Source organism: Parasynechococcus marenigrum WH 8102 (genome assembly GCF_000195975.1).
GTDB lineage: Bacteria > Cyanobacteriota > Cyanobacteriia > PCC-6307 > Cyanobiaceae > Parasynechococcus > Parasynechococcus marisnigri.
The window spans coordinates 668,964-692,459 of sequence record NC_005070.1 but is presented as its reverse complement, the minus strand read 5'-3'; the positions used below and the strand labels follow the sequence as shown (position 1 = coordinate 692,459).

Sequence of the window (23,496 nt, the reverse complement as noted above, 5' to 3'; positions counted from 1 at the left end):
TCCGCGCAGCAACGCCTGATCCTTTGCGGTGGTGGAACCAGTTTCCTCCAGGCCTGCGAAATGTCACCCGTCTCCGGCTGCTGGCCTCGGTTGGTGCCGGCGGAGTCATCTTCATGACACCGCTGGTCTTCCATGCCATCGCTTTCTCCGCCAGTCAGGTCGGTCGTGGCCTCGCTGTTTCCGCATTGGTGGGAACAGTGGTTCGATTGCTCAGTGGCGCCTTGCTTGATCGCGGGCTGCGCTGCTCCTGGCCGATCCGCGCCACAACACTGCTTGCCATCAGCGCCGACCTGATGCTGTTTCAGGCCGACACCTTCAGCGCCTACGTGCTAGGTCAGACCCTGCTGGGCACCGCGGCAGGTCTGTACTGGCCGGCTATCGAGCTGGCTGTTCCCCTCAACTGCGGCGACCTCCCGTCTGGACGTGGCTACGCGTTGGTCCGCAGCGCAGATGCCCTCGGAATTGGCATGGGAGCATTCATGGGAACGATCGCCGCCAGCATTGGCCAGTTGCGGCTGGTGTACGGCGTTGAAGCCATCTGCATGGCCAGCGTCCTGATCTTGATTAGTGTTCAACCGCTTCTGGATGAACGGCCGATGCCGCAGGGGACGCATTCGGAGTCGTCAACCGGGAAGTTGGACTTGACCTGGCTCCCCCCCCTGCTGCCGGTTCTGGTGGTGAGTGTTGTGGCGACCGGCATCCTGTCGCTTCAGCAAAGCGCCCTGCCCCTGGACCTTGTCAAAGGGGGCCTCGAACGTCCTGGTCTCAGCGAAAGTCACAGCAGTGCTCTGATCGCTTTCCAGCTGACACTTCTGGTGTTGCTGCAGTGGCCGGTGGGGCGCTGGCTGTCGGAACGCAGTGTTGGCTTCGGCCTCAGCCTCAGCCTCGTGTCGTTCGCGACCGGTTGCACCCTGATTGGATTATCAGCCTTAACCGCCTCGGGGACTGGGCTGGTCATGGTGGCCCTGCTGCCGATGGCCTTTGCCCAGGCGGCGTTCCTTCCAACGGCAACGGAAGCCGTTGTGGAGGAAACCCCTCCAGAGCATCGCGGGTTAGCGATGGCGATGTTCTCGCAATGCTTCGCCCTCAGCGCCATGGCAGCCCCAGTTGTGGGAGGCAATCTCCTTGACCAACAGGGCCATGGACTGACGCTCTGGATTGGCGTCGCCGCGATCAGCCTGGCCGTTCTTCCTTTGGTGAAGGGTTTAAGGCCCCGTTTCCTAGGGGGCGTTCAGGGCCGGACGAACAACCTATCGATGCTGAAACAGGGAGTCCAGGCTGCGTCTGGATCCAAGGAACGCCCTGTTTCATCCAACAACCGGTAGCGGCAGAACTCGCCCTGTTCTTGAAGGGGTGGGCTCTCAACCAGAACATTGCCAGCTTGGAGGTCTAAGCGGGTCTTGATGTCGTAACTGGGCTCCGTTGAGAGAAAGGATCCCGAGCGAAGTGTGAACAACAATCCCTGAGCTCGCAGGGGCTGGAACAAGCTGCCAAACGCCAGCAATGGCAACAGGCTGAACATCGTGATGCAACGCAACATCAGATCCAAAGAAGCGACTTAAATTAGGAGCAGATTCGCCAAACCATTGATTCGCGGCGAACGATTGATGCTGCATGGCACATCACCGGACTGGTCAATCGCCATCAGCGAATGAATTGATTGAAACGTTCTCAATCAAATCGCAAAGCGAGCGACAACAAAGAACAATTTAGATCAACAATCGAACTTGACCAGCTTAAACGTTGAACAAAAACTCCATCACATCACCTTCATCCACCACATAATCCTTTCCTTCACTGCGAAGCCATCCCTTGTTGCGTGCCTCAGCAAAGGATCCAGCTTCTATTAACTTCTCCCACCCAATCGTCTGAGCGCGGATAAAGCCCCGTTCAAAATCGGTGTGAATCACACCAGCGGCTTGCGGTGCCGTCATGCCGGCTTTAAACGTCCAAGCACGAGTTTCCTTCTCACCGGTGGTGAAGTATGTGCGCAGCCCAAGCAATCTGTACGTCGCCTGAATCAGGCTCTGCAAACCGCCTTCGCTGACCCCCAGCCCCTCGAGATAGTCGGATCTCTCATCGTCACCAAGCTCAATCAGCTCTGCTTCCACCTGAGCTGAAATCCGAACGGTTTCCGCACCCTCGTTGGCCGCCAGGTTGATCACCTCAGTGCAGAAAGCATTGCCCTCTGCCAGATCTTCTTCGCTCACATTGGTGGCATAGATGATCGGCTTGGCAGTCAACAAGCCCAGGGGCTTGATCATCAGTGCCTCCTCCTCACCCAACTCCACGCTTCGGGCCGCACCACCGTCCTCCAGCACGGTCTGAATCCGCTCCAGGGCCGCATCTTCCTGTTGCGCTTCCTTGCTGGTGCGCATCTGCTTCTTCAGTCGCTCTCTTCGCTTCTCGATCTGCGCCAGATCCGCCAGACCGAGCTCCAAATTGATCACCTCTGCATCACGGGCCGGTCCCACAGAACCAGACACATGGATGACGTCGTCATCCTCAAAACAACGGATCACATGAACAATCGCATCCACCTCACGGATGTTGGCCAGAAATTTGTTGCCGAGCCCCTCTCCCTGACTTGCCCCCTTCACCAGTCCGGCGATATCGACGAATTCCATCCGCGTGGGAATGGTGTCGATGCTGCTGCTGAGCTTGGTGAGCTGATCAAGGCGCTCGTCCGGCACCGCCACCGTGCCGACGTTCGGCTCGATGGTGCAGAACGGAAAGTTGGCGGCCTGCGCCTGAGCGTTGGCCACGAGAGCGTTGAACAGAGTGGACTTGCCCACATTGGGCAAACCGACAATTCCGGCTTTGAGCATGGGGCGGAATCTACCGGCCAGCGGCGAGACTGTTGTGAAGTTTTGTGGGCCCATGCTGCAGACCCTGCGACACCCTGAGTCCACGACGGAGACCAACCGTCTCACCGTCCCATCCCCAATGAAACGCTCCCGACCCAAATGGCTGACCGCAGCTCTGGTGCTGGCGGTTGCTGGCAGTGGTTTCGTCCTGCTGCGCTTCGGGCCCTGGAGCAGCCGTCAACGGGATCTGACGCCCTACGTCGCCCGTGCTGAACGGGGTGCCTTGTCCGGCGTGATCACCGCCAGTGGAGAGCTGTTGGCCGTGCAGAAGGTCAACGTCAGTCCTCGCCAGCAGGGACTACTGGATCAGCTGCTGGTGGATGAAGGGGATGAAGTCAGCAAGGGGCAGCTTCTGGCGGTGATGGACCCGGGCGACATTGAAGACCGCGTGCAGGAACGCCAGGCCCTGCTGCGCCAGGCCGAGGCGAATTACCAAAGCAGCAAGGACGATTTCGACCGCCGTCAAGAGCTCTTCACCATTGGCGTGATCAGCTCCGACGACTTCAGCGAAGTCCGCTTCCAAATGATCGCCGCCGAGGCTGCTGTGGTCGCAGCCCGTGAACGTTTGGAGCAGCTCGAAGAAGAGGAGGATGAACGTCTGATTCGTGCCCCCTTCGATGGCACCATCACGGCCCGTTATGCAGAACCAGGGGCTTTCGTGACCCCCACCACCACCGCCTCCGCCACGGCTGGTGCCACCAGTTCATCAATCGTTGAGCTCTCCAAAGGGCTTGAGGTGGCGGCACGCGTGCCGGAAAGTGACATCGGACGGATTGCCACCGGCCAATCTGCTGAGATCCGTGTGGACGCCTTCCCAGATGAACGCTTCAAGGCCCAGGTGAGTGAGGTAGCGCCTCGAGCAGAAAAACAAGACAACGTCACCTCCTTCGAGGTGAAACTTGCACTGGTCAATCCACCGGAGAAACTACTGATCGGCATGACCGCCGACATCAACTTTCAGACCGGTCAAAGCACTCCGAAGACGTTGGTACCCACCGTTGCAATCGTCACCGAAGACGGAAAACCCGGCGTTTTGCTGGTGGATGAACAACAGAAACCAGAGTTTCAGGAGGTGGAGCTCGGCAGCAGCAGCGGTGATCAGACTGCGATCCTGAAGGGCCTGGAAGCGGGAACAAACGTGTTCATTGATCTGCCCCCCTGGGCCGATCGCCGCGACTGATCTCCGTCCACCCTGATTTCCGCCATGCCTGAGGCCTCCACCAAGCCCCTGCTCTTGCTTGTGGACGGTCATTCCCTGGCTTTCCGCAGTTTCTACGCCTTCAGCAAAGGCGGCGAAGGGGGCCTGGCCACCAATGACGGCCGGCCCACTAGCGTCACCTACGGCTTCCTCAAATCCCTTCTGGACACAGGTAAGTCATTGAAACCAGAGGGTGTGGCCATCGCCTTCGACACGGCGGAACCGACCTTTCGCCACAAGGCGGATGCCAACTACAAGGCACACCGTGATGTAGCGCCCGAGGTGTTCTTTCAGGATCTGGATCAACTTCAGGAGATCCTGCGGCACAAGCTGGACCTGCCGCTGTGCATGGCGCCGGGCTATGAAGCCGATGACGTGCTGGGGACTCTGGCCAACCGTGCAGCCGACGACGGTTGGGGTGTCCGCATCCTGTCGGGTGACCGCGACCTGTTTCAGCTCGTTGACGACAACCGCGACATCGCGGTGCTCTACATGGGGGGTGGTCCCTATGCAAAAAACAGTGGCCCAACCCTGATTCGCGAAGAGGGCGTGCTGGGCAAGCTCGGCGTGATGCCCAACAAGGTGGTGGACCTCAAGGCCCTCACCGGTGACAGCTCCGACAACATCCCGGGCGTGCGCGGCGTTGGTCCCAAAACAGCGATCAGCCTGCTGAAGGACAACAACGACCTCGATGCTGTTTACGCCACGCTGGAGGAGCTTGAGGCAGAAGGACCAAAGGCCAGCCGCGGCGCCATCAAAGGTGCTTTGAAGGGCAAACTCCGCAACGACAAGGACAACGCCTACCTCTCCCGCAAACTGGCGGAGATCCTGGTGGACATACCCCTGCCGCAGGAGCCCAGCCTGCCCTTGTCAACGGTGAATGCCGAAGGACTGAGCTCCTGCCTCGAGGACCTGGAGCTCAACAGCTTGCTGCGCCAGGTAGGTGGATTCGTCGCGGCCTTCTCGGAAGGGGGCTACGGCGCCAACGCAGACGCTGCTGCGCCGGCACAGCCGTCGTCGAGGCCGAAAGTCACCAAGGACGATCGGGGATTGGAAGAGACGGTTGGGAGCGTTCCCGCCCTGCGTCCCCAGCTGATCCAGGACACCGCCGCCCTGCAGGGGCTGGTGCAGCGCCTGATGACCTGCACCGATACCGGATCACCGGTGGCTCTGGACACGGAGACCACAGATCTCAACCCGTTCAAAGCTGAACTGGTCGGCATCGGCGTCTGCTGGGGTGAGGAGCTGGATGCACTGGCTTACATCCCACTCGGCCACAACGGAAGTGCGGACAGCCAACCGGTTCAGCTGCCCTTGGAGACGGTGGTCACCGCTCTGGCCCCTTGGCTTGGCAGCGAAGATCACCCCAAAGCGTTGCAGAACGCCAAATTCGATCGCTTGATCCTGATGCGCCATGGGCTGGCCCTTGACGGTGTGGTGATCGACACGCTGCTGGCGGATTACCTGCGCGATGCCGCCGCCAAGCACGGCCTCGAATTGATGGCGGAACGGGAATTCGGCTTCCAACCAACCGCCTACAGCGACCTGGTGGGCAAAAAACAGACCTTCGCTGATGTGCCTCTGGAGGCAGCCAGCCAGTACTGCGCCATGGATGTGCACGTGACCCGACGTCTTGCACTGCTGCTCCGCAACCAACTCGCTGCCATGGGGGCGCAGGTGCTGACGCTGCTCGAGCAGGTGGAGCAGCCCCTGGAACCAGTCCTGGCGGAGATGGAAGCCACGGGCATCCGGATTGACGTTCCTTATCTCCAGGAACTCTCAACGGAGATGGGAACCACGCTGGAACGCTTGGAGACCGAAGCCAAGGAAGCCGCCGGAGTGGACTTCAACCTGGCCTCCCCCAAACAGCTGGGGGAATTGCTGTTCGACACATTGGGACTGGATCGCAAGAAATCCCGCCGCACCAAGACCGGTTACAGCACGGATGCCACGGTGCTGGAAAAGCTGGGGGACGATCACCCTGTGGTGCCCCTGGTGCTGGAGCACCGCGTGCTCAGCAAGCTCAAGAGCACCTACATCGATGCCCTACCGCAATTGGTGGAAGCGGAAACAGGGCGTGTGCATACCGATTTCAACCAGGCCGTCACTGCCACCGGGCGTTTGAGCAGCAGCAACCCGAACCTGCAGAACATCCCGGTTCGCACCGAGTACAGCCGCCGCATCCGCAAGGCCTTTCTGCCCCAGGCCGGCTGGACTCTGCTCAGTGCTGACTACTCCCAGATCGAACTGCGCATCCTCACCCACCTCTCCGGCGAAGAGGTGCTGCAGGAGGCTTACCGCAGCGGTGATGACGTGCACGCACTCACAGCTCGACTGCTGTTGGACAAAGACGAGGTCAGCGCCGATGAACGTCGGCTGGGCAAAACGATCAACTTCGGTGTGATCTACGGCATGGGCGCCCAGCGATTTGCAAGGGAAACCGGCGTGAGCCAGAGCGAGGCGAAGGACTTCCTGAGCAAATACAAGCAGCGCTACCCTAAGGTGTTCGCATTCCTGGAACTGCAGGAACGACTCGCCCTCAGCCGCGGCTACGTGGAAACCATCCTCGGCCGCCGGCGACCGTTCCACTTCGACCGCAACGGTCTGGGGCGGCTGCTCGGCAAGGAGCCGCTGGAGATCGATCTGGATGTAGCCCGCCGCGGCGGTATGGAGGCACAGCAACTGCGGGCTGCTGCCAATGCTCCGATTCAGGGCTCCAGTGCGGACATCATTAAAGTCGCCATGGTGCAATTGCAGGCTGCTCTCACAAGCCAGGGGCTCCCAGCGCGACTACTTCTGCAGGTCCACGATGAACTGGTGCTGGAAGTTGAGCCCGACGCCCTGGAGACAACCCGAGACATGGTGGTGCGCACCATGGAGAACGCCGTGAAGCTGACGGTGCCTTTGGTGGCAGAGACGGGCGTCGGTGCTAACTGGATGGAGGCCAAATAATCCCAGCAAAGGACGCCTTAACCTCAGCCGCAGCTTCTGATCAGCAGTGTCTCTGCGGCTTACCAACACCCTCACGCGCCGCACTGAACCGTTCACCCCTCTGACGCCTGGCAAGGCCAGCATCTACTGCTGTGGGGTGACGGTGTACGACCTTTGCCATCTCGGCCATGCCCGCAGTTACATCAACTGGGACGTGCTGCGGCGCTTCCTGATCTGGCGGGGCCTTGAGGTGACCTTCGTTCAGAACTTCACCGACATCGACGACAAGATCCTCAAACGGGCTGCGGAACAAAACAGCTCGATGACCGAGGTGAGCGAGCGCAACATCGACGCCTTCCACCAGGACATGGATGCACTGGGGATTCTCAGGCCGGACCGCATGCCGCGCGCCACCCAGTGTCTGGATGGCATCCGCTCACTCATCGGCGAACTGGAAGCGAAGGGTGCGGCCTACAGCGCCGATGGGGATGTGTACTTCGCGGTGATGAAGCATGCCGGTTACGGCAAGCTCAGCGGCCGCGATCTGAGCGAACAGCAGGACAACGCTGCGGGACGGGTCGCTGATGCTGAGGAAGCCCGCAAGCAGCACCCCTTCGACTTCGCCCTTTGGAAAGGGGCCAAGCCTGGTGAACCCAGCTTCCCCTCCCCCTGGGGTGAAGGGCGGCCCGGCTGGCACATTGAGTGTTCCGCCATGGTGCGGGCGGAACTGGGGGACACGATCGATATCCACCTCGGTGGCGCCGATCTGGTGTTCCCCCACCACGAAAATGAAATCGCCCAGTCCGAGGCGGCAACGGGGAAGGAACTCGCCCGCGTGTGGATGCACAACGGCATGGTGAACGTGGGCGGCCAGAAGATGAGCAAATCGCTCGGCAACTTCACCACCATCCGCGCCCTGCTGGAGAGCGGTGTCTCCCCCATGACCCTGCGCCTGTTTGTGCTGCAGGCCCACTACCGCAAACCACTCGACTTCACTGCGGAGGCCCTTGAAGCCGCGGCCACGGGCTGGAAGGGGCTGAATGCCGCTTTAGGCCTGGGTGAGCGCTACAGCGACCAACTTGGCTGGCCCAGTCCCGCTGCCCTGTCAGAGGATGCCATCGGTCCTCAAACCAGTCCCGACGCTGAGGCGCTTCAGGCCCTCGAGCAGCAATTCATCGGTTCCATGGAGGACGACCTCAACAGTTCTGGCGCACTGGCGGTGTTGTTTGATCTGGCTAAACCCCTGCGAGCACTGGCCAATCGACTCGAGCGTGGAGATGAGCCAGGCCTACCCGAAGCCGACATCCGAAACCTTGCCCCCCGTTGGCAACTGCTGCGGGAACTCGCCGTTGTTCTGGGTTTGCGCGGAGAAACCTCAGGGCAATCCAACATGGACGACGAGTCCATCGATGCGACTATCGCAGCTCGCAAGGCCGCCAAAGCCGCGAAGAATTACGCAGAGGCCGATCGGATCCGTAACGAGCTGACGGCCCAAGGCATTGAGCTGATCGACAAACCCGGTGGAATCACCGAATGGATCCGCAGCTGAGCCGGGCAGACTGTCGGTCCTATCAAGTCTCCCCATGCTCTGGCTGAAGCGCCTCAATTTCATGGAGACAGCCAAGCTGGAAATGGAGCTGATGAAGGCGTTTGAAGCCGGCGAGGATCTCGATGCCAAGCTGTCGGCCCAGGCACAGATTGCCGGTGGTGGCGATGCGGAAGAGGTCTGGAGACTTGAGGTCTGGACCAAGATGCTGACTCGGATCCGCAAGATGCAGGAGCTGATGAAAGACAAGCCCGACCCGAATGCCTGAAACGATCAGCCTTTCAGCAGATCCACCACACTGATCACCAGTCCAGTTGCGACCACGGGGGGTGACACCCAGCGAAGCATCACCAGCAGAAGTCTTTGCTGCAGCAGCGGTGTTGAGGACTCACTCAGATCCTTCCGAAACCGACCAGGGACAACCCAACCCAGCAGCAGCGCCAGCAGCAGGCCGCCCAGGATCAGCAGCAAGCCGCCGAAGAAAGAATCCATCCAACCCAGCACGGCCATGGATGTCGCGGCGGGGAGGCCAGCCACGAAGATCAGCGCTGTGGACACCCAGACAGCCCGTGATCGGCTCCAGGAGAGCTGCTCCATCAAGCAAGCCACAGGCACCTCCAGCAGCGACACCGCCGAAGTAAGCGCAGCAATCAGCGCCAAGGAGAAGAACAACACGGCCACCAGCTGACCGGCAGCACCGAGGGAGGCCAATCCTGTGGGCAGGGCGATGAAGATGGTGCCCAGGGTGGATCCACTGATCACCTCCTGCAGCCCGAAGCTCATCACCACCGGGAAGGTGACCATGCCAGCCACGATTCCCACTGCGGTGTCCATGCCCACCACTGCCACGGCCTCCCGAGGCAACCGGGCCTCTCGATCGAGATAGGCGGAATAGGCCAGGATGCAGCCGATGCCTGTGCCGATGGAGAAGAAGGCCTGGGTGAAGGCGTTGCGGATGGTTGTGAGATTGGTCAATTCGGCGCTGTCCCAGCGCAACAGGAAGGTGCGATAGCCCTCTGCAGCACCATCGAGGCCAGCGGCCCAGATGGCGAGGCCGATCAGCAGCACAAACAACAGTGGCAAGCCCCAGCGGGACAACCGCTCAATCCCTCCCCGCACACCGGCAGCGACAACAGCGCCGGTGACCGCCAGGCTGAGCAACTGCCCGATCAATGCCGACCGGCCACCACTAAGACCTGCAAAAAAGGCTTCCGCGGCATCGATGTCACGAGGAAGGCCCTGACTGAGCGTCTGCACCAAGGTGGCGCCGGTCCAACCCATCAGCACGGCATAGAAGGCCAAGATGCCGCTGGCGGCCAGGACGAACAACCAACCCATCGGTTGCCACGGACGACCGCCGGCATTCACGGGGGCCAGCAAAGGACTGCTTCCAGTACTGCGGCCCAGCACCATTTCCGCCACCAGCACCGGCAGACAGACCACCAGCACAATCAACAGATACAGCAAGAGAAAAGCGCCACCACCGCCCTGGGAGGCGCGATAAGCAAACCCCCAGAGGTTGCCGAGCCCGACGGCGCTGCCGGCTGCAGCCAAGACAAATCCAAGCCCAGACCGCCACTGCTCCTTCGCCACAGGCTTTCGTCGTGCTGTCGGCCAGCTTGCCAGCGTTCGTCGCCCTTGGTGGGAGACTTGGGCCAACTGCCGCATCAGCGTGAAAGCCATCAGCGTGCTGGGCTCCACGGGCTCGATCGGTACCCAGACCCTTCAGATCGCCGAGGAATTCCCTGAGCAGTTCCGCGTTGTAGCCCTGACGGCAGGGCAGAACCTTGATCTACTGGTGCAGCAAATCCAACGTCACCAGCCCGAGCTGGTGGCTCTGGCCAATGCTGATCTTCTGCCGGAGCTGCAGCAGCGGCTCGACGCCCTCGGCACGGATCGAAAGCGTCCGCAACTTGTGGGCGGTCCCGATGGCCTGAACATTGCAGCCTCGTGGGAGAGCGCGGATCTGGTCGTCACCGGGATTGTGGGCTGTGCAGGCCTGCTGCCGACCCTCGCCGCTGTTCGCGCTGGCAAGGACCTGGCCCTGGCCAACAAGGAAACGCTGATCGCAGCGGGACCGGTGGTGCTGCCGGAACTGAAGAAAAGCGGCAGCCGGCTGCTGCCCGCGGACTCGGAGCACTCCGCCATTTTTCAGTGCCTGCAAGGCACTCCCTGGGCCGAGAACGCCCGACTCTCGACAGGAGTTCCCACCCCTGGTCTGCGTCGCATTCAGCTCACCGCCTCGGGTGGAGCATTCCGGGATTGGAAAGCCGAAGACCTTGAAAACGCCACCGTGGCCGATGCCACCAGCCACCCCAACTGGAGCATGGGACGCAAGATCACGGTGGATTCAGCCTCGCTGATGAACAAAGGGCTGGAAGTGATCGAAGCCCACTATCTGTTCGGCCTGGATTACGACCACATCGAGATCGTGATTCACCCTCAGAGCATCATCCACTCGATGATCGAACTGGCTGATTCCTCCGTTCTGGCCCAATTGGGATGGCCAGACATGAAATTACCGATCCTTTATTGCCTGAGCTGGCCTTCCAGGCTGGAAACACCATGGCGCCGGTTGGATCTCACGGAGGTGGGACAACTCAGCTTCCGTGCGCCCGATCCCGCCAAGTACCCCTGCATGCAACTGGCCTACGCAGCAGGGAGAGCCGGCGGCACGATGCCGGCCGTCATGAATGCCGCCAATGAGGAGGCGGTCGCTCAATTCCTCGAGGAAAAAATCCACTTCCTCGACATCCCTGTGGTGATCGAGGCGGCATGCGAGCGCCATAAGGCTGATCTGATTGCCCACCCCCAGCTCGAGGACGTGCTGGCTGTGGATCAATGGGCCCGCATGGCCGTGCGGGAACAGGTGAAGCGCGGCACCACTCGGGTCCCGTTGGCAGCGCTGGCGGCATGAGCGTTCAGCTGGTCAGCCACCATCTGCTGCTTTGCGCCACTCCCACGAAAGCCAAATGCTGTGATCCAAATACGGGCTTGGCGACGTGGAATGAACTCAAACGACTCATCAAGGAACTTGGGCTTGAGAACAGCGACCGTCCAGAGGGAGTTGTTCTCAGAAGCAAGGTTGACTGCTTGAGAATCTGCGACAAGGGACCGATTCTCGTGGTCTGGCCGGATGGGATCTGGTACACCGACGTCACCACAGAGAAGATCGAAGCAATCATTCATCAACACATTATTCATCACAAACCCGTTCATGATTGGATTTACAAAACAACGTCCTTTCAATTGTTTTGAGTTCTTGTCCATTGACCAAATTCGTCAATCCTTACCAAAAATCTGAGCAGACGAAGACCACGGCGTCACTCACCCACATCAGCGTGATCAACATTCCAAAAAGCCACGGAGCCAAAAGCCATCGCCTAGAGTATTAAGGAATTCTAAATACAGCGTTCGTCGCCCTACCGCTACCTCTCGTTTGACACTGACAACCCCACCACGAACGCGACAACTACCCCACGTTTCAGAAGCTGGTCGTTCAACGATTTATCCAGGCAAAGCTGAGCTGCTGAATGCGCTACCGGCCGAGCTGACCAAGTTCAATCCCTACAAAGCTTGGGGAAGTCTGGTCATGTCCGCCAGCCTCTCGATTGCAGCCGTTTGCGTCGGCACAAGCATTCCGCTCACGCTTGCAGCTCTTCCGCTCTGGATCCTCTACGGAGCCGTTACGGGAACCATCGCCATGGGCTGCTGGGTGCTGGCCCACGAATGTGGCCACAACGCCTTTCATCCCAACAGGCGAGTTGAAGGGGTGGTGGGATTTGTTCTGCACAGCGCGCTACTGGTTCCCTATTACAGCTGGGCTCGTAGCCATGCCGTTCACCACGCCCATTGCAATCATCTTGAAGGGGGTGAAACCCATGTTCCACCCCGTGAAAGCTCTCCTCAAGGGCAAGCAACAGAAAAGCTGAAACGAAAGCTCAACACAAGACTGTTTGGCCTGATTTCTCTGTTCAACCATTTGATCATTGGCTGGCAGCTTTACCTGTTCCTTGGTGCCACGGGTGGAGAAGATTATGGCTTCCCCACCTCACACTTCTGGAACGATGCACCATTCAGAAACGGCAAACGTGCCCTATTCCCTAGTTCGTTCCGCAAATACATGGTGCGTTCGAACCTCGGTTTGATCGCAATGATGACCCTTCTGATTGGGGCTTCCATTCACTTCTCGTTCGCTCGTATTGCCTGCCTATATGGATTGCCCTACATCGTGATCAATATCTGGCTCACCTCTTACACCTGGCTTCAACATACAGACCGCAACATCCCTCATTTCTCGAATGAAACATGGGATTGGGCTAAAGGTGCACTTCAAACCGTTGATCGTCCCTACGGTCCTGTGCTGAACTTTTTACACCACGGCATTGGTTCAACCCACGTTTGCCATCACATTAATTCTGCCATTCCTCACTACAACGCCTGGCGGGGAACAGTCATATTGAGGCAACGCTTTCCAGATCTTGTGCGCTACGACTCAACACCAATTCACCGTGCCCTGTGGCGTGTCGCTACAGCCTGTGGCGGTGCTGTGTATCAAAACCCCTCGGATCGAGCCTTCTATTACTAAATAACTTCACTGAGCACTCTTTCTCAAGATTGCCTGGTTCGGACATTGTTGAACCAGGCACATGCCAATCGGTCAGACCAGCAACCGTTGCTGAGCGTGTCACCCGGGCCATGAAAACCATTGTGACCTCCACGGGCTGTCAGCACAGTCTTCAGATGTTGATCTGAGCCAGAGGAATGATGTTCAGCCATCGACGATTGCAGCTGTACAGCTGACGTCGCTGGGACCCAGGGATCATCAAGGGCTTGCAGCAACAACGTCGGCGGTAAGACCTGCCACGACGACAGCAAACGCGGCAGAGGTGACGCACTCTCATAATATTCTACCACCGATGCAAAGCCCCAGCGTGGCGCTGTGACCGCTGCATCAAAGGCACGAATCGACCGTGGTGGATGATCCTGAAGCTGTTGTTCCTCAGCCGGGGTCACGCCGAAGGGATCAGCAAGGGTCTGACGAACCAGTCGCTGCAGGAGCCAGCGTTGGTAAATCCGATTGCGCGGCCGTTCGATCGATGCACTGCAGGCGGCCAGGTCCAGGGGACTGCTGGCACAAAACAGCGCATCCAGAGCGCCGCTTTGATCCAGACAGGCATTCAGCAACATCGTTCCCCCCAGAGAGATCCCGGCACCCAGGAGAGGCAACGGCTGAGGCAGACCAACCTCAAGCGCCAACGTCGCGGCAATTTGGCGAGCCCGCTTGAGCACAGGCAACAGATCGCTGTTGCAGGCAGCGGCGTAGGTGCCACCGGCCAAGTGCCGGCCAGGGTCAGCGCCGCGCAGATTCAATCGCAACACAGCAAATCCGGCCCCTTGCAGGCTGAGGGTCAACCGGCGCAAACCTTCCCGGCGGCTGGAGCCCCCCAGACCGTGCAACACCACCACCAACGCTTTTGGCGCTTGTGCTGCGGCAGCATCAACGCTCAAGCGAGGACGATCCAGGTAGGCCATCAGCTCACCCGGTTTGGCGGCACCACTCGCCAGGGCCGGAACTGGAATTCGAACGGGCTCCCCCTGATCAACCGGCAAGCCCACCGGCCTGAGCGTGTCCCGCAAGGTCTGCAGGTCGCCACCGATCCAGGGAAGACGCTGCTGAAACAACTCAACCCCCAGCTGCTGAAGCAGCTGGGGGTTGTCAGCGCCCAGTGGAATCACTTCTTGCCCAGTCCGAGATCCTTGAGTTCCGTCAGCAGATCGCCAAGCACCTTCTTGGCATCACCAAACACCATCGACGTGTTCGCCAGCTCAAACAGGTCGTTCTTGATGCCGGAGTAGCCAGCACTCATGCCGCGCTTCACCACAAACACGGTACGAGCCTCCTGAACATCGAGCACAGGCATGCCATAGAGCGGGGAACTGGAATCGTTCTTGGCCTGGGGGTTGACCACATCGTTGGCTCCCAGCACCAGCACCACATCGGTGGCGGGGAACTCAGGATTGATCTGATCCATTTCCTTGAGCTGCTCATAGGGCACATCGGCCTCCGCCAGCAGCACGTTCATGTGTCCTGGCATCCGGCCAGCCACAGGGTGAATGGCGTAGGCCACATCGATCCCAGCGCTTTCCAGCACCCGAGTCACCTCCCGCAGGGTGTGCTGGGCCTGGGCGACTGCCAGGCCGTAGCCCGGAACAATGATGACCCGCTCCGCCGCCTCAAGGGTGAGCGCACATTCCTCAGCACTGCAGCTGGTGATGTTGGTGTACTCACCACCGCCACCACCGCCTCCGGATGTCGCTCCAAGGGCACCGCCAAACAGAACGGACACCAGTGAACGGTTCATTCCGTCACACATCACCTGGGTGAGGATCAAGCCGGCTGCTCCAACCATGGCTCCCGCCACGATCAGCAGTTGGCTGCCCACTACGAAGCCCGCCGCCGCCGCTGCCACCCCGGAATAACTGTTCAGCAGTGAAATCACCACCGGCATATCGGCCCCACCGATCGGCAGCGTGACGCCGATGCCGAGCAGACCGGATCCGATCACCAGCAACCACAGACCTTGAGCACCCTCACCGGATGCAATCAACTTGACTGCTGCCACGAGAGACAGCACCGCCAGGGCGATATTCACGGCATGGCGCAGCCGGCTCTGCATCCAGGCGGGTGTGGACAACCAGCCCTGGAGCTTGGCCATTGCCACGATCGAGCCGGTGAAGGTGATCGCACCCACGAACACCGACACGACAATCGACACCACCGCCACAAGATCCGAACCACCGGCCTCAGGGAACAGCGCCACGCCGAGGGCCACCAGCAGCGAGGACATGCCGCCGCAGCCATTGAACAGAGCGACGGTCTCCGGCATGGAGGTCATCGGGACCCGTTGCGCTGTGATGGCACCGAGGATTCCGCCGGCGAGGGTGCCAGCAATGATCCAGATCCAGGCCGTCGCAGCGATACCACCATCGCCGGCGTAATTGATCAGCAAACCGAGCACCGCCAGGGCCATGGCCACGGCGGCCAGCTGATTGGCACCACGGGCCGAGCGCACCTTGGAGAGACCTTTGATACCAAGGGCCAGCAACAGAACCGCAACCAGTTCGATCGCGTATTTCAGGATGAGCGAAGCGGACATCAGCGGTTCTCCTTACGGGCGGGCTTACGGCTGAACATGGCCAGCATCCGGTCGGTGACCAGAAAGCCACCGATCACATTGAACAGAGCGAACCCCAGGGACACGGCACCCAGCGCGAGCAGCACCGAGTTGTCCCCCGCTTTGATGATCAAGGTGAGGGCTGCCAGCACCGTGATACCGGAAATGGCATTGGCACCGCTCATTAACGGGGTGTGCAGGGTGGGAGGCACCTTGCCGATGAGCTCAAGGCCGAGAAGGCTGCCGAGCAGCAGCACCCAGAGGAATTCAACGAACATCAGCTGGCTCCAGGGGTCAGGACATCGCCGCGAAGGATGTTGCCGTCTTGGGCAACCAAACAACCGGCAATCAACTCATCCTCGAGGTCGAGTTTGAGGTCTCCATCTTTAAGGGTGGGCTCCAGCAGTGCCACCAGGTTGCGCGCGTAAAGAGCGCTGGCGTGGTTCGGCACGGTGCAGGGAAGGTCGTTGCCACCGATCAACTTCACGCCGTTGCGATCGACGGTCTGCCCTGGAACAGTGTCAGCGCAGTTGCCCCCCTGGGCCACCGCCAGATCCACCACCACCGCACCGGGACGCATGCGGTCGAGCATGTCCTCACTGATCAAACGTGGAGCACGGCGACCGGGGACCTGGGCCGTGCAGATCGCCACATCCGCTTCAGCGAGCTGATCGGACAGCTGCTGGCGCTGCGCTGCCAGGAAGGCATCGGAGGCCTGCTTGGCGTAACCGCCTGATTCCGCAGGTTTGTCCTCGAGTTTCGGTGGCTCAATAAACCGTGCACCGAGGGATTCCACCTGCTCCTTCACAGCTGGGCGGATATCGCTCACGTAAACAACAGCGCCCAGCCGTCGTGCTGTGGCCACGGCCTGCAGGCCAGCCACCCCGGCCCCCAGGATGACCACCTTGGCGGGCTGAACGGTGCCAGCCGCCGTCATCAGCATCGGGAAGTAGCGGTCGAGAGCAGCCGAGGCCAGCAGCACCGACTTGTACCCGGCGATGTTGGCCTGAGACGACAGGGCATCCGCTGACTGAGCGCGGCTGATGCGAGGCAGCAGCTCAAGAGCCATGGCCGAGAGAGCACCGCGCTTGAGGCTCGCGGTCAACTCTTCATTGGCATACGGAGAGAGCAAACCCACCACCAGGGCGCCCTGCCGGAGACGAGCCAGACTGGCCGCGGAGGGTGGTTGCACGCAAAGGAAGATGTCGGCCTGGGACCACCCCGCTGCATCACCGGGGTCGATCAACTGGGCACCTTGATCGGCATAGGCCTGGTCGAGGTATCCCGACGTCGTACCGGCTCCGCGCTCGACGGAAACATCACAGCCGAATGACAGGAATTTCTTCACCGTATCGGGCGTCGCCGCGACTCGGGTTTCTCCCGGTGTCGACTCCACCGGTATTAGAAGTCTGGGCAAGACGAAGACAACCACCGACCGGCCTGAGATTAGAAGGTCGCCTCCTGATGACCCGGAACTTTTCTGAAGAATGCAGGGGTGGCTGAAAAACCCTGGCTATTGGAGAGTTGAATCTTGTGTTCCCCATGGGTCTCAGCGCAATCGAGTGTCCCGACGGCGTCTGCCACAGCCATCACGGCGGTCATTCCGTGGAACGTCGGACCATGCAATCCACCCTTGAGGAACACGGACGCGACTGGTGCGAGCGGCTGGCGGAGCGGATCTATGAGATCTCCGTGGATAGTTTCTCCCAAAGCGTGATGCCGAGCCTGCACGCAGCGGGATGGCAGCGTCGACATCTCGACTGGGAGTTCAAGCTCAACGAGCGCGAGTCGGAACCGGATCGCACCCTGGTGGACGGCATCATCAATGCGACCGAAAGCTTCCTGCGCAGCAGTGAAGTGCACCGTCTGTTCATCCAGGAACTGGTGCAGGGCACCTTCGCTGAAGCCACTGAAGATGACCTGCGCAGCCAAGCCGTGCGCACCCTGGTGGAAACGGAAATCGTGGCGATGCTTGATGAGAAGCGCCAGGAACTGCTGGATCGCCTAGCCCAGCAACTGCTCGAATCCGCCAAGGGGAATTTCGATGCGGCGCGCACCGCTGCTGAAGACGCCCTGATGGAAGTGGAACGTCTAGTGATTAACCACGCCGAAGCGCTCTGAGTTCAGACGATCGGCAACACTTCCTGTTCCAGACAGCGGGCCTGCCGCCAGCGTCCCCAACGACGCAACTGACGGGCCCGCAGGATCAGATGGTCGATGTCACATTCGTCCTGCCAACACTGATCGAGCTGCCGGCGCAGCTGCTCGAGAGATTCAGGTGATTGGCGGCCCTTGGCCATAACAGGAGACGGCTGGTGATCCGGAACAGACGCTGATGGCCGGAAGCTAGAGATGCCGACGTGGTTCGAAATGGTTAAAAAGACTCATCTTTGCCCCTGCACACCATCTCTCCTTACAGCTTTGACGTTGGGTCGTCTGGATCCGTGTCCGCGATCCAACCCAGGCAGTGGCAAACCCAGCTAATTCAACTGTTGCGTCGTCGTCTGGATGGTAAAGCGACCGGTGAAAAGGACGTCCTTGTTTCCGCCGGACCGGGTGCCGGCAAGACCCTTGGCGCGCTGCTGGCCTTTCGCAGCATGCGTCAGGAACAACTGCTGCAGCACTTCCTGGTGTTCTGCCACCGCACGTCGATCCTGGAGCAATGGCAACGGTCCGCCGCACGGGTGGGCCTGGAGCTGGTCAGCTGGCCTTGCGAGCAGAAGACGCTGAGCCAAGCGGATGGTCTGCTGCTCACCTATCAATCCGCTAGTCGACAGCCCCAGCAGCTTGCGACAGCGCTCGACCCCTGGCCCGCATCAACCCTGATTGCCATCGCCGATGAAGCCCACCACCTCGGTTTGGATCCCGAGGAGCCCGGAGCAGCGGCCTGGAGCCAGACCTTTGAGGAACAGACATCACAGTGTCGACTGCGACTGGGGTTGACGGGGACACCGTTCCGCGCTGACAACCTCGGCTTCTGCGCCGCGCGCCGCATTCGAACAATCCAGAACGGCGAACTGGTGGAACAGATTCAGCCTGATCTCTGCGTGGAACCGCGGGAACTGATCGCCGCGGGAGATGTGCGCCCTCTGGAATTCCACTTTCAGGACGGCTGGGTGGAGCACAGCCAGGAGGCCCGTCCTGATCGCGATGTGTCCCCGCTCTCCCAGGAGCAGCGCGAGAGCTGGCGCGCCCGCAATCTGCGTCGCGCCATCCGACTGGCCGACAGCAGCTGCATCGGTCAGCAGGTGATTCTTCAGGCCCAGCGACGACTCGCCAGGGTTCGACAGCAGCAGCCGAATGCCGCTGGACTGGTGATCGCCCGCGACATCGAACACGCCTCAGCCATCGCCACCCTGCTGGAGGACGATGGCGACAGGGTGGACCTGGTCCATTCCCAGGACCCAGAGGCCGCGGCGCGGCTTGATGGCTTCCAGGCCGGTGCAGCGGATTGGCTGGTGAGCATCGACATGTGCGCTGAGGGATTTGATGCCCCCCGCCTCAGGGTGGTGGCCTATCTGACGACGGTGGTCACCCGCAGCCGCTTCCTGCAGGGCATCACCCGAGCCGTGCGCATGACTCCTGAGCTGGCGGAACAGGAGCCGATTCCCCGCAACCCTTCGTATGTGGTGGCCCCTGCGGATCCTTTGCTGATGGGCTATGCCCGCTCCTGGTCCGTCGCCGAGCCCTACGTACTGACCTCGCAGGACAGCGACCAGGCCCCCCTGAGCGGTTTCCCTGGTCATGGACGAGGTCCCAGCCTGCCGCTGGAGGCGGTCAACGACGGAGCAGGAGCCATGATCCGCCTGAAAACGCCGCAACTGCCGTCTTTTTTGCAGCGTTGACGACATCTTTCTGCAGAGAAAAATGCGAACTTCTGCGAAATCAAGCCCCGAACGGGGACCTTGATCCTTCATTCTGTTCTTCGTTAGGGGGCAACCATGGACGCTGCAATGGAACGTCGAGTCAGCGTTGCGACATGTTGGGCCTCAACCCGGATCGCTGTGCTGGACAAGGATGAGCGTTATGAAGACAGTTATGCGGTAACGGAAGAATTCCGTGAATGGATCACCTGCATGGGCGAAGACGAAGCCATGCTTGAAGCCAATGTTCTGGCCGTTCCCCGCAATCCAAGCAAACGCGGAATGATGCGCGACGAACTGTCAAGCGATCATCGACTTGAAATCTAAAGAATTCATTAAATTACCGTTATTAATGTTTGTATTGGGCGCTTTTGAACCTGCTGTCCAGTTCAGCCCCCGAGTTGCACTCAGCCTTCCGTAGACTCAACTCATAGTCATTCCGCCTTAGCGAATGTCCGTTGATGCTTCCGGGCACATTGAAAACATCGTCATTCTTGGGTCAGGTCCCGCTGGTTACACAGCAGCCATCTACGCCGCACGGGCGAACCTGCAGCCCCTTCTGATCACCGGGTTCCAGCGAGGAGGCATCCCAGGTGGCCAGTTGATGACCACCACCCACGTTGAGAATTTTCCAGGTTTCCCCGATGGAATCCTGGGCCCTGATCTGATGGATCTGATGAAAGCCCAGGCCGTGCGCTGGGGCACCCATCTGATCGAGGCGGATGCAGACCGGATTGACCTGAGCCAGCGTCCCTTCCGCATCGAAGCGGAGGGACAGACGATCCAGGCCCATGCTGTCGTGATTGCCACAGGAGCCAGCGCTAACCGGCTTGGCCTGCCCTCAGAGGATCGCTACTGGAGCAGTGGCATCAGCGCCTGCGCGATCTGCGATGGGGCCACTCCACAGTTCCGCAATGAAGAACTTGCCGTGGTTGGTGGCGGTGATTCCGCCTGCGAAGAAGCTGTTTATCTCACCAAGTACGGCAGCCATGTTCATCTGATCGTGCGCTCCGACCAATTCCGAGCCAGCGCTGCCATGGCCGATCGCGTGATGGCCAACCCAGCCATCACGGTGCACTGGAACAGTGAGATCGAGGATGTAGCCGGGGGGACGTGGATGGAGTCCCTCACCCTGCGGGACCGAGTCACCAGCGAGACCCGAGCTCTTGCGGTGCGAGGCCTGTTTTATGCCATTGGACACACCCCCAACACCGATCTGCTGAAAGACCAGATCGATCTGGATGGGAAGGGGTACCTGTTGACAGCCTCAGGACGCCCGGAAACCTCAGTGGACGGCGTCTTTTCAGCAGGTGACGTCGCCGACGCCGAATGGAGGCAAGGCATCACCGCCGCCGGCAGCGGCTGCAAGGCGGCTCTGGCTGCGGAGCGCTGGCTCACCCACCACAACCTGGCGACCCGCGTTCCCAGGGCATCCGTGGACCCGGCCAAAGCGGAACAACCGGTGAATGTGGCCGTGACCACCGAGGAGAGCTACGACCCCCAGGGGCTGTGGCAAAAGGGCAGCTTCGCGCTTCGCAAGCTCTATCACGACAGTGACAAGCCGCTGCTCGTGGTTTACACCTCACCGACCTGTGGTCCGTGCCATGTGCTCAAGCCGCAGCTTCAGCGTGTGATCAACGAGCTTGATGGCCACGCCCAGGCTGTGGTGATCGACATCGAAGCGGATCAGGCCATTGCCGAACAGGCCGGTGTCAGCGGAACCCCGACCGTGCAGCTGTTCCACAACAAGGAGATGGTGAAGCAGTGGCGCGGCGTCAAGCCACGCAGCGAATTCAAGGCCGCGATTGAATCGCTGGCGGCCTAACGACGACGCGGTCCCCCTGGACGGTTGCCACCCGGCCGTCCACCGGGGGCACCAGCATTCCGTTCCCGATAGGTGATCCGACCACGGGTCAGGTCATAGGGACTGATCTCCACCAGCACCTTGTCACCCGCAAGCAGCTTGATGCGGAACTTGGTGAGTTTTCCTGCGGCCCGACACAGGCATTGGTGACCGGCTGGCTGCTCAAGGGTGACCAGATAGAACCCGTTTCCCTGTTCCTTCTCGATCACGCCCGAGGTTTCGATCATGCGCCGGTGTCTTTCCAGTAGTCAGATCATCCTAAAAGGGCGCCCTCGGGCACGCTTCTGCCCCTAATGCTTCTAGGCTCCGCGGCTCACGCTTGTCCTGCCGTGCTGCTGCCTCCGATCACCATGGACCTGGGACTTCTGCTGATCTCCATTGGCGTTGTCAACCTGTGGAGGGCTCGCGAAAACGCCGGTTGACCACCCTGCTGTTCAACAAGCCCTACGGGGTCCTCAGTCAGTTCACCCCTGAAACGGCAAGTCGCTGGCGATGCCTGGCTGAATTCATCAATGTTCCTGGCGTCTACGCCGCAGGTCGGCTGGATGCCGACAGCGAGGGATTGCTGCTGCTGAGCGATCAGGGTCGCCTGCAGCAACGGCTGACCGATCCGCGTTGCGGGCACTGGCGCAGCTATTGGGTTCAGGTGGAAGGTCACCCGGACGACCCGCAGTTGCAGAAACTGCGGGAGGGAATTGAGATCCAACACCAGCGGACCCTGCCGGCACGGGCGCGCTGGCTGCAGGGCGAGGACATTCCGTTGCTCCCAGAACGGGACCCTCCGATTCGGGTACGCGCCACGATTCCCACCAGTTGGCTTGAGCTGTCCCTGCGGGAGGGGCGCAACCGCCAGGTGCGCCGGATGACCGCCGCGGTGGGGCTTCCAACCCTGAGGCTCGTTCGGTGCCGGATCGACCTGATGGACGGCGGGAAAGCGTTAGATCTGAACGATCTACCGGCAGGGCGTTGGCGGTCGGTGACCAACGCTGAGCAGGAGCGCCTGAACCGTCTGCTCAGCAGCAGGGTGCCCCGACCACGGAGTGCTGGCCGGGGAGCTGACCGACGAGGGTGACCGCTCGGAATTCAATGCCCTCCAGCGTTCGCCAGGGCTGCTCACTGCGATCGGCGAACGTCACCTGCTCCAGACCGAGCGCACGGAAGTCCTTCAGAAAGTCGTCTTCCTGCCAGGCGCCGCTGATGCAGCCGCTCCACAACTCTGGGTCTTGCTGGAGATGCATCGGCACCGGTTGATCGCAGACGATGTCGCTGATCGCCACGCGACCGCCCGGGGCCAGCACACGCCGGATGTTGGCCAGGAGCCGCTGGCGGGACGAGGGATTCACCAGATTGAGGACGCAGTTGCTGAGAACCACGTCGATGCTGGCGTCCGGCACCAGCGGTTCAGCACCGTCGCCCTGCTCGTCCAGCGCCTCAATGGCGCCTTCGACGAAACGGACATTGCCATAACCGATGGCCTCGGCCACCACCGGTGCCGCCTGACGGGAAAGGGTCAACATGTCGGGATTGCGGTCCACCCCCAGCACAGCCCCATCAGCTCCGACGACCTGGGAGCAGATGAAGGCATTTTTGCCGCTGCCACTTCCAAGATCCAGCACCCGATCACCCGGACGGACCCAGCGGGTGGGATCGCCGCAGCCGTAGTCACGTTCCACCACCGCATCCGGAATCACCTGAAGCAGTGCTGGGTCAAAACCCACCGGCGTGCACAGGCAGGCCTCACGCTCAAGGGCAGCGGCGCCGTACCGGGCATCCACGGCGTCGGACTGATCCAGTGGTTCTGGGGACGGGCAGCAGGACTCCGCCATCAGCCGAAGGCCTCCTGAAGCTCCCGCACAACGTTCCACTGGCCATACCAGTAGTTGGCCTCCGCGCGACGGGCGGGGTCCTCCAGCCCATCGATCGCATCGGGGCCAACGCTCTTCCACAACTCATGACCACAAGAGCGAGTTAACCCCTGCTCCGCTTCATCGGAAAGCAACTGCAGCCGGCGCTTCAAATTCTTCAACTGAGCAACTGCCATCGAACCAG

Annotated in this window: 23 protein-coding genes; 13 read left to right on the top strand and 10 right to left on the bottom strand. The window is 60.6% G+C overall.

Features of this window, described 5'->3' with window-relative positions:
* The first annotated feature begins 23 nt into the window (after positions 1–23).
* Complete coding sequence (locus TX72_RS03445) at positions 24–1,325, top strand: MFS transporter (RefSeq protein ID WP_011127573.1); 1,302 nt, start codon at positions 24–26, stop codon at positions 1,323–1,325.
* A gap of 411 nt (positions 1,326–1,736) precedes the next feature.
* On the opposite strand, the gene ychF is transcribed toward TX72_RS03445, so the two are convergent.
* Complete coding sequence (gene ychF / locus TX72_RS03440; protein WP_011127571.1) at positions 1,737–2,828, bottom strand: redox-regulated ATPase YchF; 1,092 nt, start codon at positions 2,826–2,828, stop codon at positions 1,737–1,739.
* A 118-nt stretch (positions 2,829–2,946) separates the two neighbouring features.
* Here ychF and TX72_RS03435 point away from each other — a divergent pair, with 118 nt between their 5' ends.
* Genes TX72_RS03435 through TX72_RS03420 form a run of 4 tightly spaced genes read left to right on the top strand, consistent with a single transcriptional unit; the run spans position 2,947 to position 8,810 of the window.
* Positions 2,947–4,047, top strand: a complete 1,101-nt coding sequence (locus TX72_RS03435) for an efflux RND transporter periplasmic adaptor subunit (RefSeq protein ID WP_011127570.1) — start codon at positions 2,947–2,949, stop codon at positions 4,045–4,047.
* Between the two features lie 24 nt (positions 4,048–4,071).
* Positions 4,072–7,017 carry a DNA polymerase I gene (polA, locus tag TX72_RS03430; RefSeq protein ID WP_011127569.1) on the top strand — a complete coding sequence of 982 codons (2,946 nt, stop codon included), beginning with the start codon at positions 4,072–4,074 and terminating at the stop codon, positions 7,015–7,017.
* 46 nt (positions 7,018–7,063) lie between these two features.
* Positions 7,064–8,545, top strand: coding sequence for a cysteine--tRNA ligase (gene cysS / locus TX72_RS03425; RefSeq protein WP_011127568.1), 1,482 nt, complete (start codon positions 7,064–7,066; stop codon positions 8,543–8,545).
* A 34-nt stretch (positions 8,546–8,579) separates the two neighbouring features.
* Entirely contained in the window at positions 8,580–8,810 is a 231-nt protein-coding gene (locus TX72_RS03420; RefSeq protein WP_011127567.1) for a hypothetical protein, read from the top strand.
* 5 nt (positions 8,811–8,815) lie between these two features.
* Here TX72_RS03420 and TX72_RS03415 read toward each other — a convergent pair whose 3' ends face one another.
* A complete protein-coding gene (locus TX72_RS03415; RefSeq protein WP_011127566.1) occupies positions 8,816–10,135 on the bottom strand; it encodes a sodium-dependent transporter in 1,320 nt (439 codons plus the stop codon).
* 79 nt (positions 10,136–10,214) lie between these two features.
* Between TX72_RS03415 and TX72_RS03410 the strand changes: the two genes are divergently transcribed.
* The 3 genes from TX72_RS03410 to TX72_RS03400 all read left to right on the top strand — a co-directional run bounded on the left by TX72_RS03410 (position 10,215) and on the right by TX72_RS03400 (position 13,130).
* Complete coding sequence (locus TX72_RS03410; RefSeq protein ID WP_042503121.1) at positions 10,215–11,459, top strand: 1-deoxy-D-xylulose-5-phosphate reductoisomerase; 1,245 nt, start codon at positions 10,215–10,217, stop codon at positions 11,457–11,459.
* A complete protein-coding gene (locus TX72_RS03405; protein WP_011127564.1) occupies positions 11,456–11,800 on the top strand; it encodes a (2Fe-2S) ferredoxin domain-containing protein in 345 nt (114 codons plus the stop codon). The genes TX72_RS03410 and TX72_RS03405 overlap by 4 nt, the downstream gene beginning before the upstream one ends.
* A 334-nt stretch (positions 11,801–12,134) precedes the next feature.
* Complete coding sequence (locus TX72_RS03400) at positions 12,135–13,130, top strand: fatty acid desaturase (protein ID WP_148228760.1); 996 nt, start codon at positions 12,135–12,137, stop codon at positions 13,128–13,130.
* Between the two features lie 23 nt (positions 13,131–13,153).
* Here TX72_RS03400 and TX72_RS03395 read toward each other — a convergent pair whose 3' ends face one another.
* The 4 genes from TX72_RS03395 to TX72_RS03380 are packed head-to-tail and all read right to left on the bottom strand — an operon-like array spanning position 13,154 to position 17,137.
* Complete coding sequence (locus tag TX72_RS03395; protein WP_011127562.1) at positions 13,154–14,281, bottom strand: YheT family hydrolase; 1,128 nt, start codon at positions 14,279–14,281, stop codon at positions 13,154–13,156.
* Positions 14,278–15,702 (bottom strand): NAD(P)(+) transhydrogenase (Re/Si-specific) subunit beta, encoded by a 1,425-nt coding sequence (locus TX72_RS03390; protein WP_011127561.1) that lies wholly within the window; start codon positions 15,700–15,702, stop codon positions 14,278–14,280. Before TX72_RS03390 ends, TX72_RS03395 begins: the two co-directional genes overlap by 4 nt.
* The gene (locus TX72_RS03385; protein WP_011127560.1) at positions 15,702–15,998 is read right to left on the bottom strand and encodes an NAD(P) transhydrogenase subunit alpha part 2; all 297 of its coding nucleotides are present in this window, start codon (positions 15,996–15,998) and stop codon (positions 15,702–15,704) included. Before TX72_RS03385 ends, TX72_RS03390 begins: the two co-directional genes overlap by 1 nt.
* On the bottom strand, positions 15,998–17,137 hold the full coding sequence (locus TX72_RS03380) for a Re/Si-specific NAD(P)(+) transhydrogenase subunit alpha (protein WP_011127559.1): 1,140 nt from the start codon (positions 17,135–17,137) through the stop codon (positions 15,998–16,000). The genes TX72_RS03385 and TX72_RS03380 overlap by 1 nt, the downstream gene beginning before the upstream one ends.
* A 125-nt stretch (positions 17,138–17,262) precedes the next feature.
* Between TX72_RS03380 and TX72_RS03375 the strand changes: the two genes are divergently transcribed.
* The gene (locus TX72_RS03375; RefSeq protein ID WP_042504189.1) at positions 17,263–17,841 is read left to right on the top strand and encodes a hypothetical protein; all 579 of its coding nucleotides are present in this window, start codon (positions 17,263–17,265) and stop codon (positions 17,839–17,841) included.
* A gap of 2 nt (positions 17,842–17,843) precedes the next feature.
* Here the strand turns inward: TX72_RS03375 and TX72_RS14360 are convergent, their stop codons facing one another.
* On the bottom strand, positions 17,844–18,020 hold the full coding sequence (locus TX72_RS14360) for a hypothetical protein (RefSeq protein WP_011127557.1): 177 nt from the start codon (positions 18,018–18,020) through the stop codon (positions 17,844–17,846).
* 144 nt (positions 18,021–18,164) lie between these two features.
* Between TX72_RS14360 and TX72_RS03370 the strand changes: the two genes are divergently transcribed.
* From TX72_RS03370 to trxB, 3 genes are all read left to right on the top strand, one after another.
* A complete protein-coding gene (locus tag TX72_RS03370; RefSeq protein ID WP_225867731.1) occupies positions 18,165–19,565 on the top strand; it encodes a DEAD/DEAH box helicase family protein in 1,401 nt (466 codons plus the stop codon).
* Positions 19,566–19,661: 96 nt separating this feature from the next.
* A complete protein-coding gene (locus tag TX72_RS03365) occupies positions 19,662–19,910 on the top strand; it encodes a DUF8673 family protein (protein ID WP_011127555.1) in 249 nt (82 codons plus the stop codon).
* A 124-nt stretch (positions 19,911–20,034) separates the two neighbouring features.
* Positions 20,035–21,408 carry a thioredoxin-disulfide reductase gene (trxB, locus tag TX72_RS03360; protein ID WP_011127554.1) on the top strand — a complete coding sequence of 458 codons (1,374 nt, stop codon included), beginning with the start codon at positions 20,035–20,037 and terminating at the stop codon, positions 21,406–21,408.
* On the opposite strand, the gene infA is transcribed toward trxB, so the two are convergent.
* Entirely contained in the window at positions 21,405–21,674 is a 270-nt protein-coding gene (gene infA / locus TX72_RS03355) for a translation initiation factor IF-1 (RefSeq protein WP_006041809.1), read from the bottom strand. The genes trxB and infA overlap by 4 nt on opposite strands.
* A gap of 191 nt (positions 21,675–21,865) precedes the next feature.
* On the opposite strand from infA, the gene TX72_RS03350 reads away from it, so the two are divergent.
* Positions 21,866–22,519, top strand: a complete 654-nt coding sequence (locus TX72_RS03350) for a pseudouridine synthase (protein ID WP_173358485.1) — start codon at positions 21,866–21,868, stop codon at positions 22,517–22,519.
* Here the strand turns inward: TX72_RS03350 and TX72_RS03345 are convergent.
* Together TX72_RS03345 and TX72_RS03340 are read right to left on the bottom strand one after the other, a co-directional pair.
* Positions 22,461–23,273 (bottom strand): methyltransferase domain-containing protein, encoded by an 813-nt coding sequence (locus tag TX72_RS03345; protein ID WP_011127552.1) that lies wholly within the window; start codon positions 23,271–23,273, stop codon positions 22,461–22,463. The two genes, TX72_RS03350 and TX72_RS03345, sit on opposite strands and share 59 nt — an antisense overlap.
* A complete protein-coding gene (locus TX72_RS03340) occupies positions 23,273–23,488 on the bottom strand; it encodes a DUF8669 family protein (RefSeq protein WP_042503106.1) in 216 nt (71 codons plus the stop codon). Before TX72_RS03340 ends, TX72_RS03345 begins: the two co-directional genes overlap by 1 nt.
* Positions 23,489–23,496 lie beyond the last annotated feature (8 nt).

Coding starts and splice junctions, on each gene's coding strand:
- TX72_RS03435 (WP_011127570.1), top strand. CDS start 2,947: ATGAAACGCTCCCGACCCAAATGGCTGACCGCAGCTCTGGTGCTGGCG.
- ychF (WP_011127571.1), bottom strand. CDS start 2,828: ATGCTCAAAGCCGGAATTGTCGGTTTGCCCAATGTGGGCAAGTCCACT.
- TX72_RS03390 (WP_011127561.1), bottom strand. CDS start 15,702: ATGTCCGCTTCGCTCATCCTGAAATACGCGATCGAACTGGTTGCGGTT.
- TX72_RS03400 (WP_148228760.1), top strand. CDS start 12,135: ATGTCCGCCAGCCTCTCGATTGCAGCCGTTTGCGTCGGCACAAGCATT.
- TX72_RS03365 (WP_011127555.1), top strand. CDS start 19,662: ATGGACGCTGCAATGGAACGTCGAGTCAGCGTTGCGACATGTTGGGCC.
- trxB (WP_011127554.1), top strand. CDS start 20,035: ATGTCCGTTGATGCTTCCGGGCACATTGAAAACATCGTCATTCTTGGG.
- TX72_RS03345 (WP_011127552.1), bottom strand. CDS start 23,273: ATGGCGGAGTCCTGCTGCCCGTCCCCAGAACCACTGGATCAGTCCGAC.
- polA (WP_011127569.1), top strand. CDS start 4,072: ATGCCTGAGGCCTCCACCAAGCCCCTGCTCTTGCTTGTGGACGGTCAT.
- TX72_RS03340 (WP_042503106.1), bottom strand. CDS start 23,488: ATGGCAGTTGCTCAGTTGAAGAATTTGAAGCGCCGGCTGCAGTTGCTT.
- TX72_RS03375 (WP_042504189.1), top strand. CDS start 17,263: ATGGGTCTCAGCGCAATCGAGTGTCCCGACGGCGTCTGCCACAGCCAT.
- TX72_RS03405 (WP_011127564.1), top strand. CDS start 11,456: ATGAGCGTTCAGCTGGTCAGCCACCATCTGCTGCTTTGCGCCACTCCC.
- TX72_RS14360 (WP_011127557.1), bottom strand. CDS start 18,020: ATGGCCAAGGGCCGCCAATCACCTGAATCTCTCGAGCAGCTGCGCCGG.
- infA (WP_006041809.1), bottom strand. CDS start 21,674: ATGATCGAAACCTCGGGCGTGATCGAGAAGGAACAGGGAAACGGGTTC.
- TX72_RS03420 (WP_011127567.1), top strand. CDS start 8,580: ATGCTCTGGCTGAAGCGCCTCAATTTCATGGAGACAGCCAAGCTGGAA.
- TX72_RS03385 (WP_011127560.1), bottom strand. CDS start 15,998: ATGTTCGTTGAATTCCTCTGGGTGCTGCTGCTCGGCAGCCTTCTCGGC.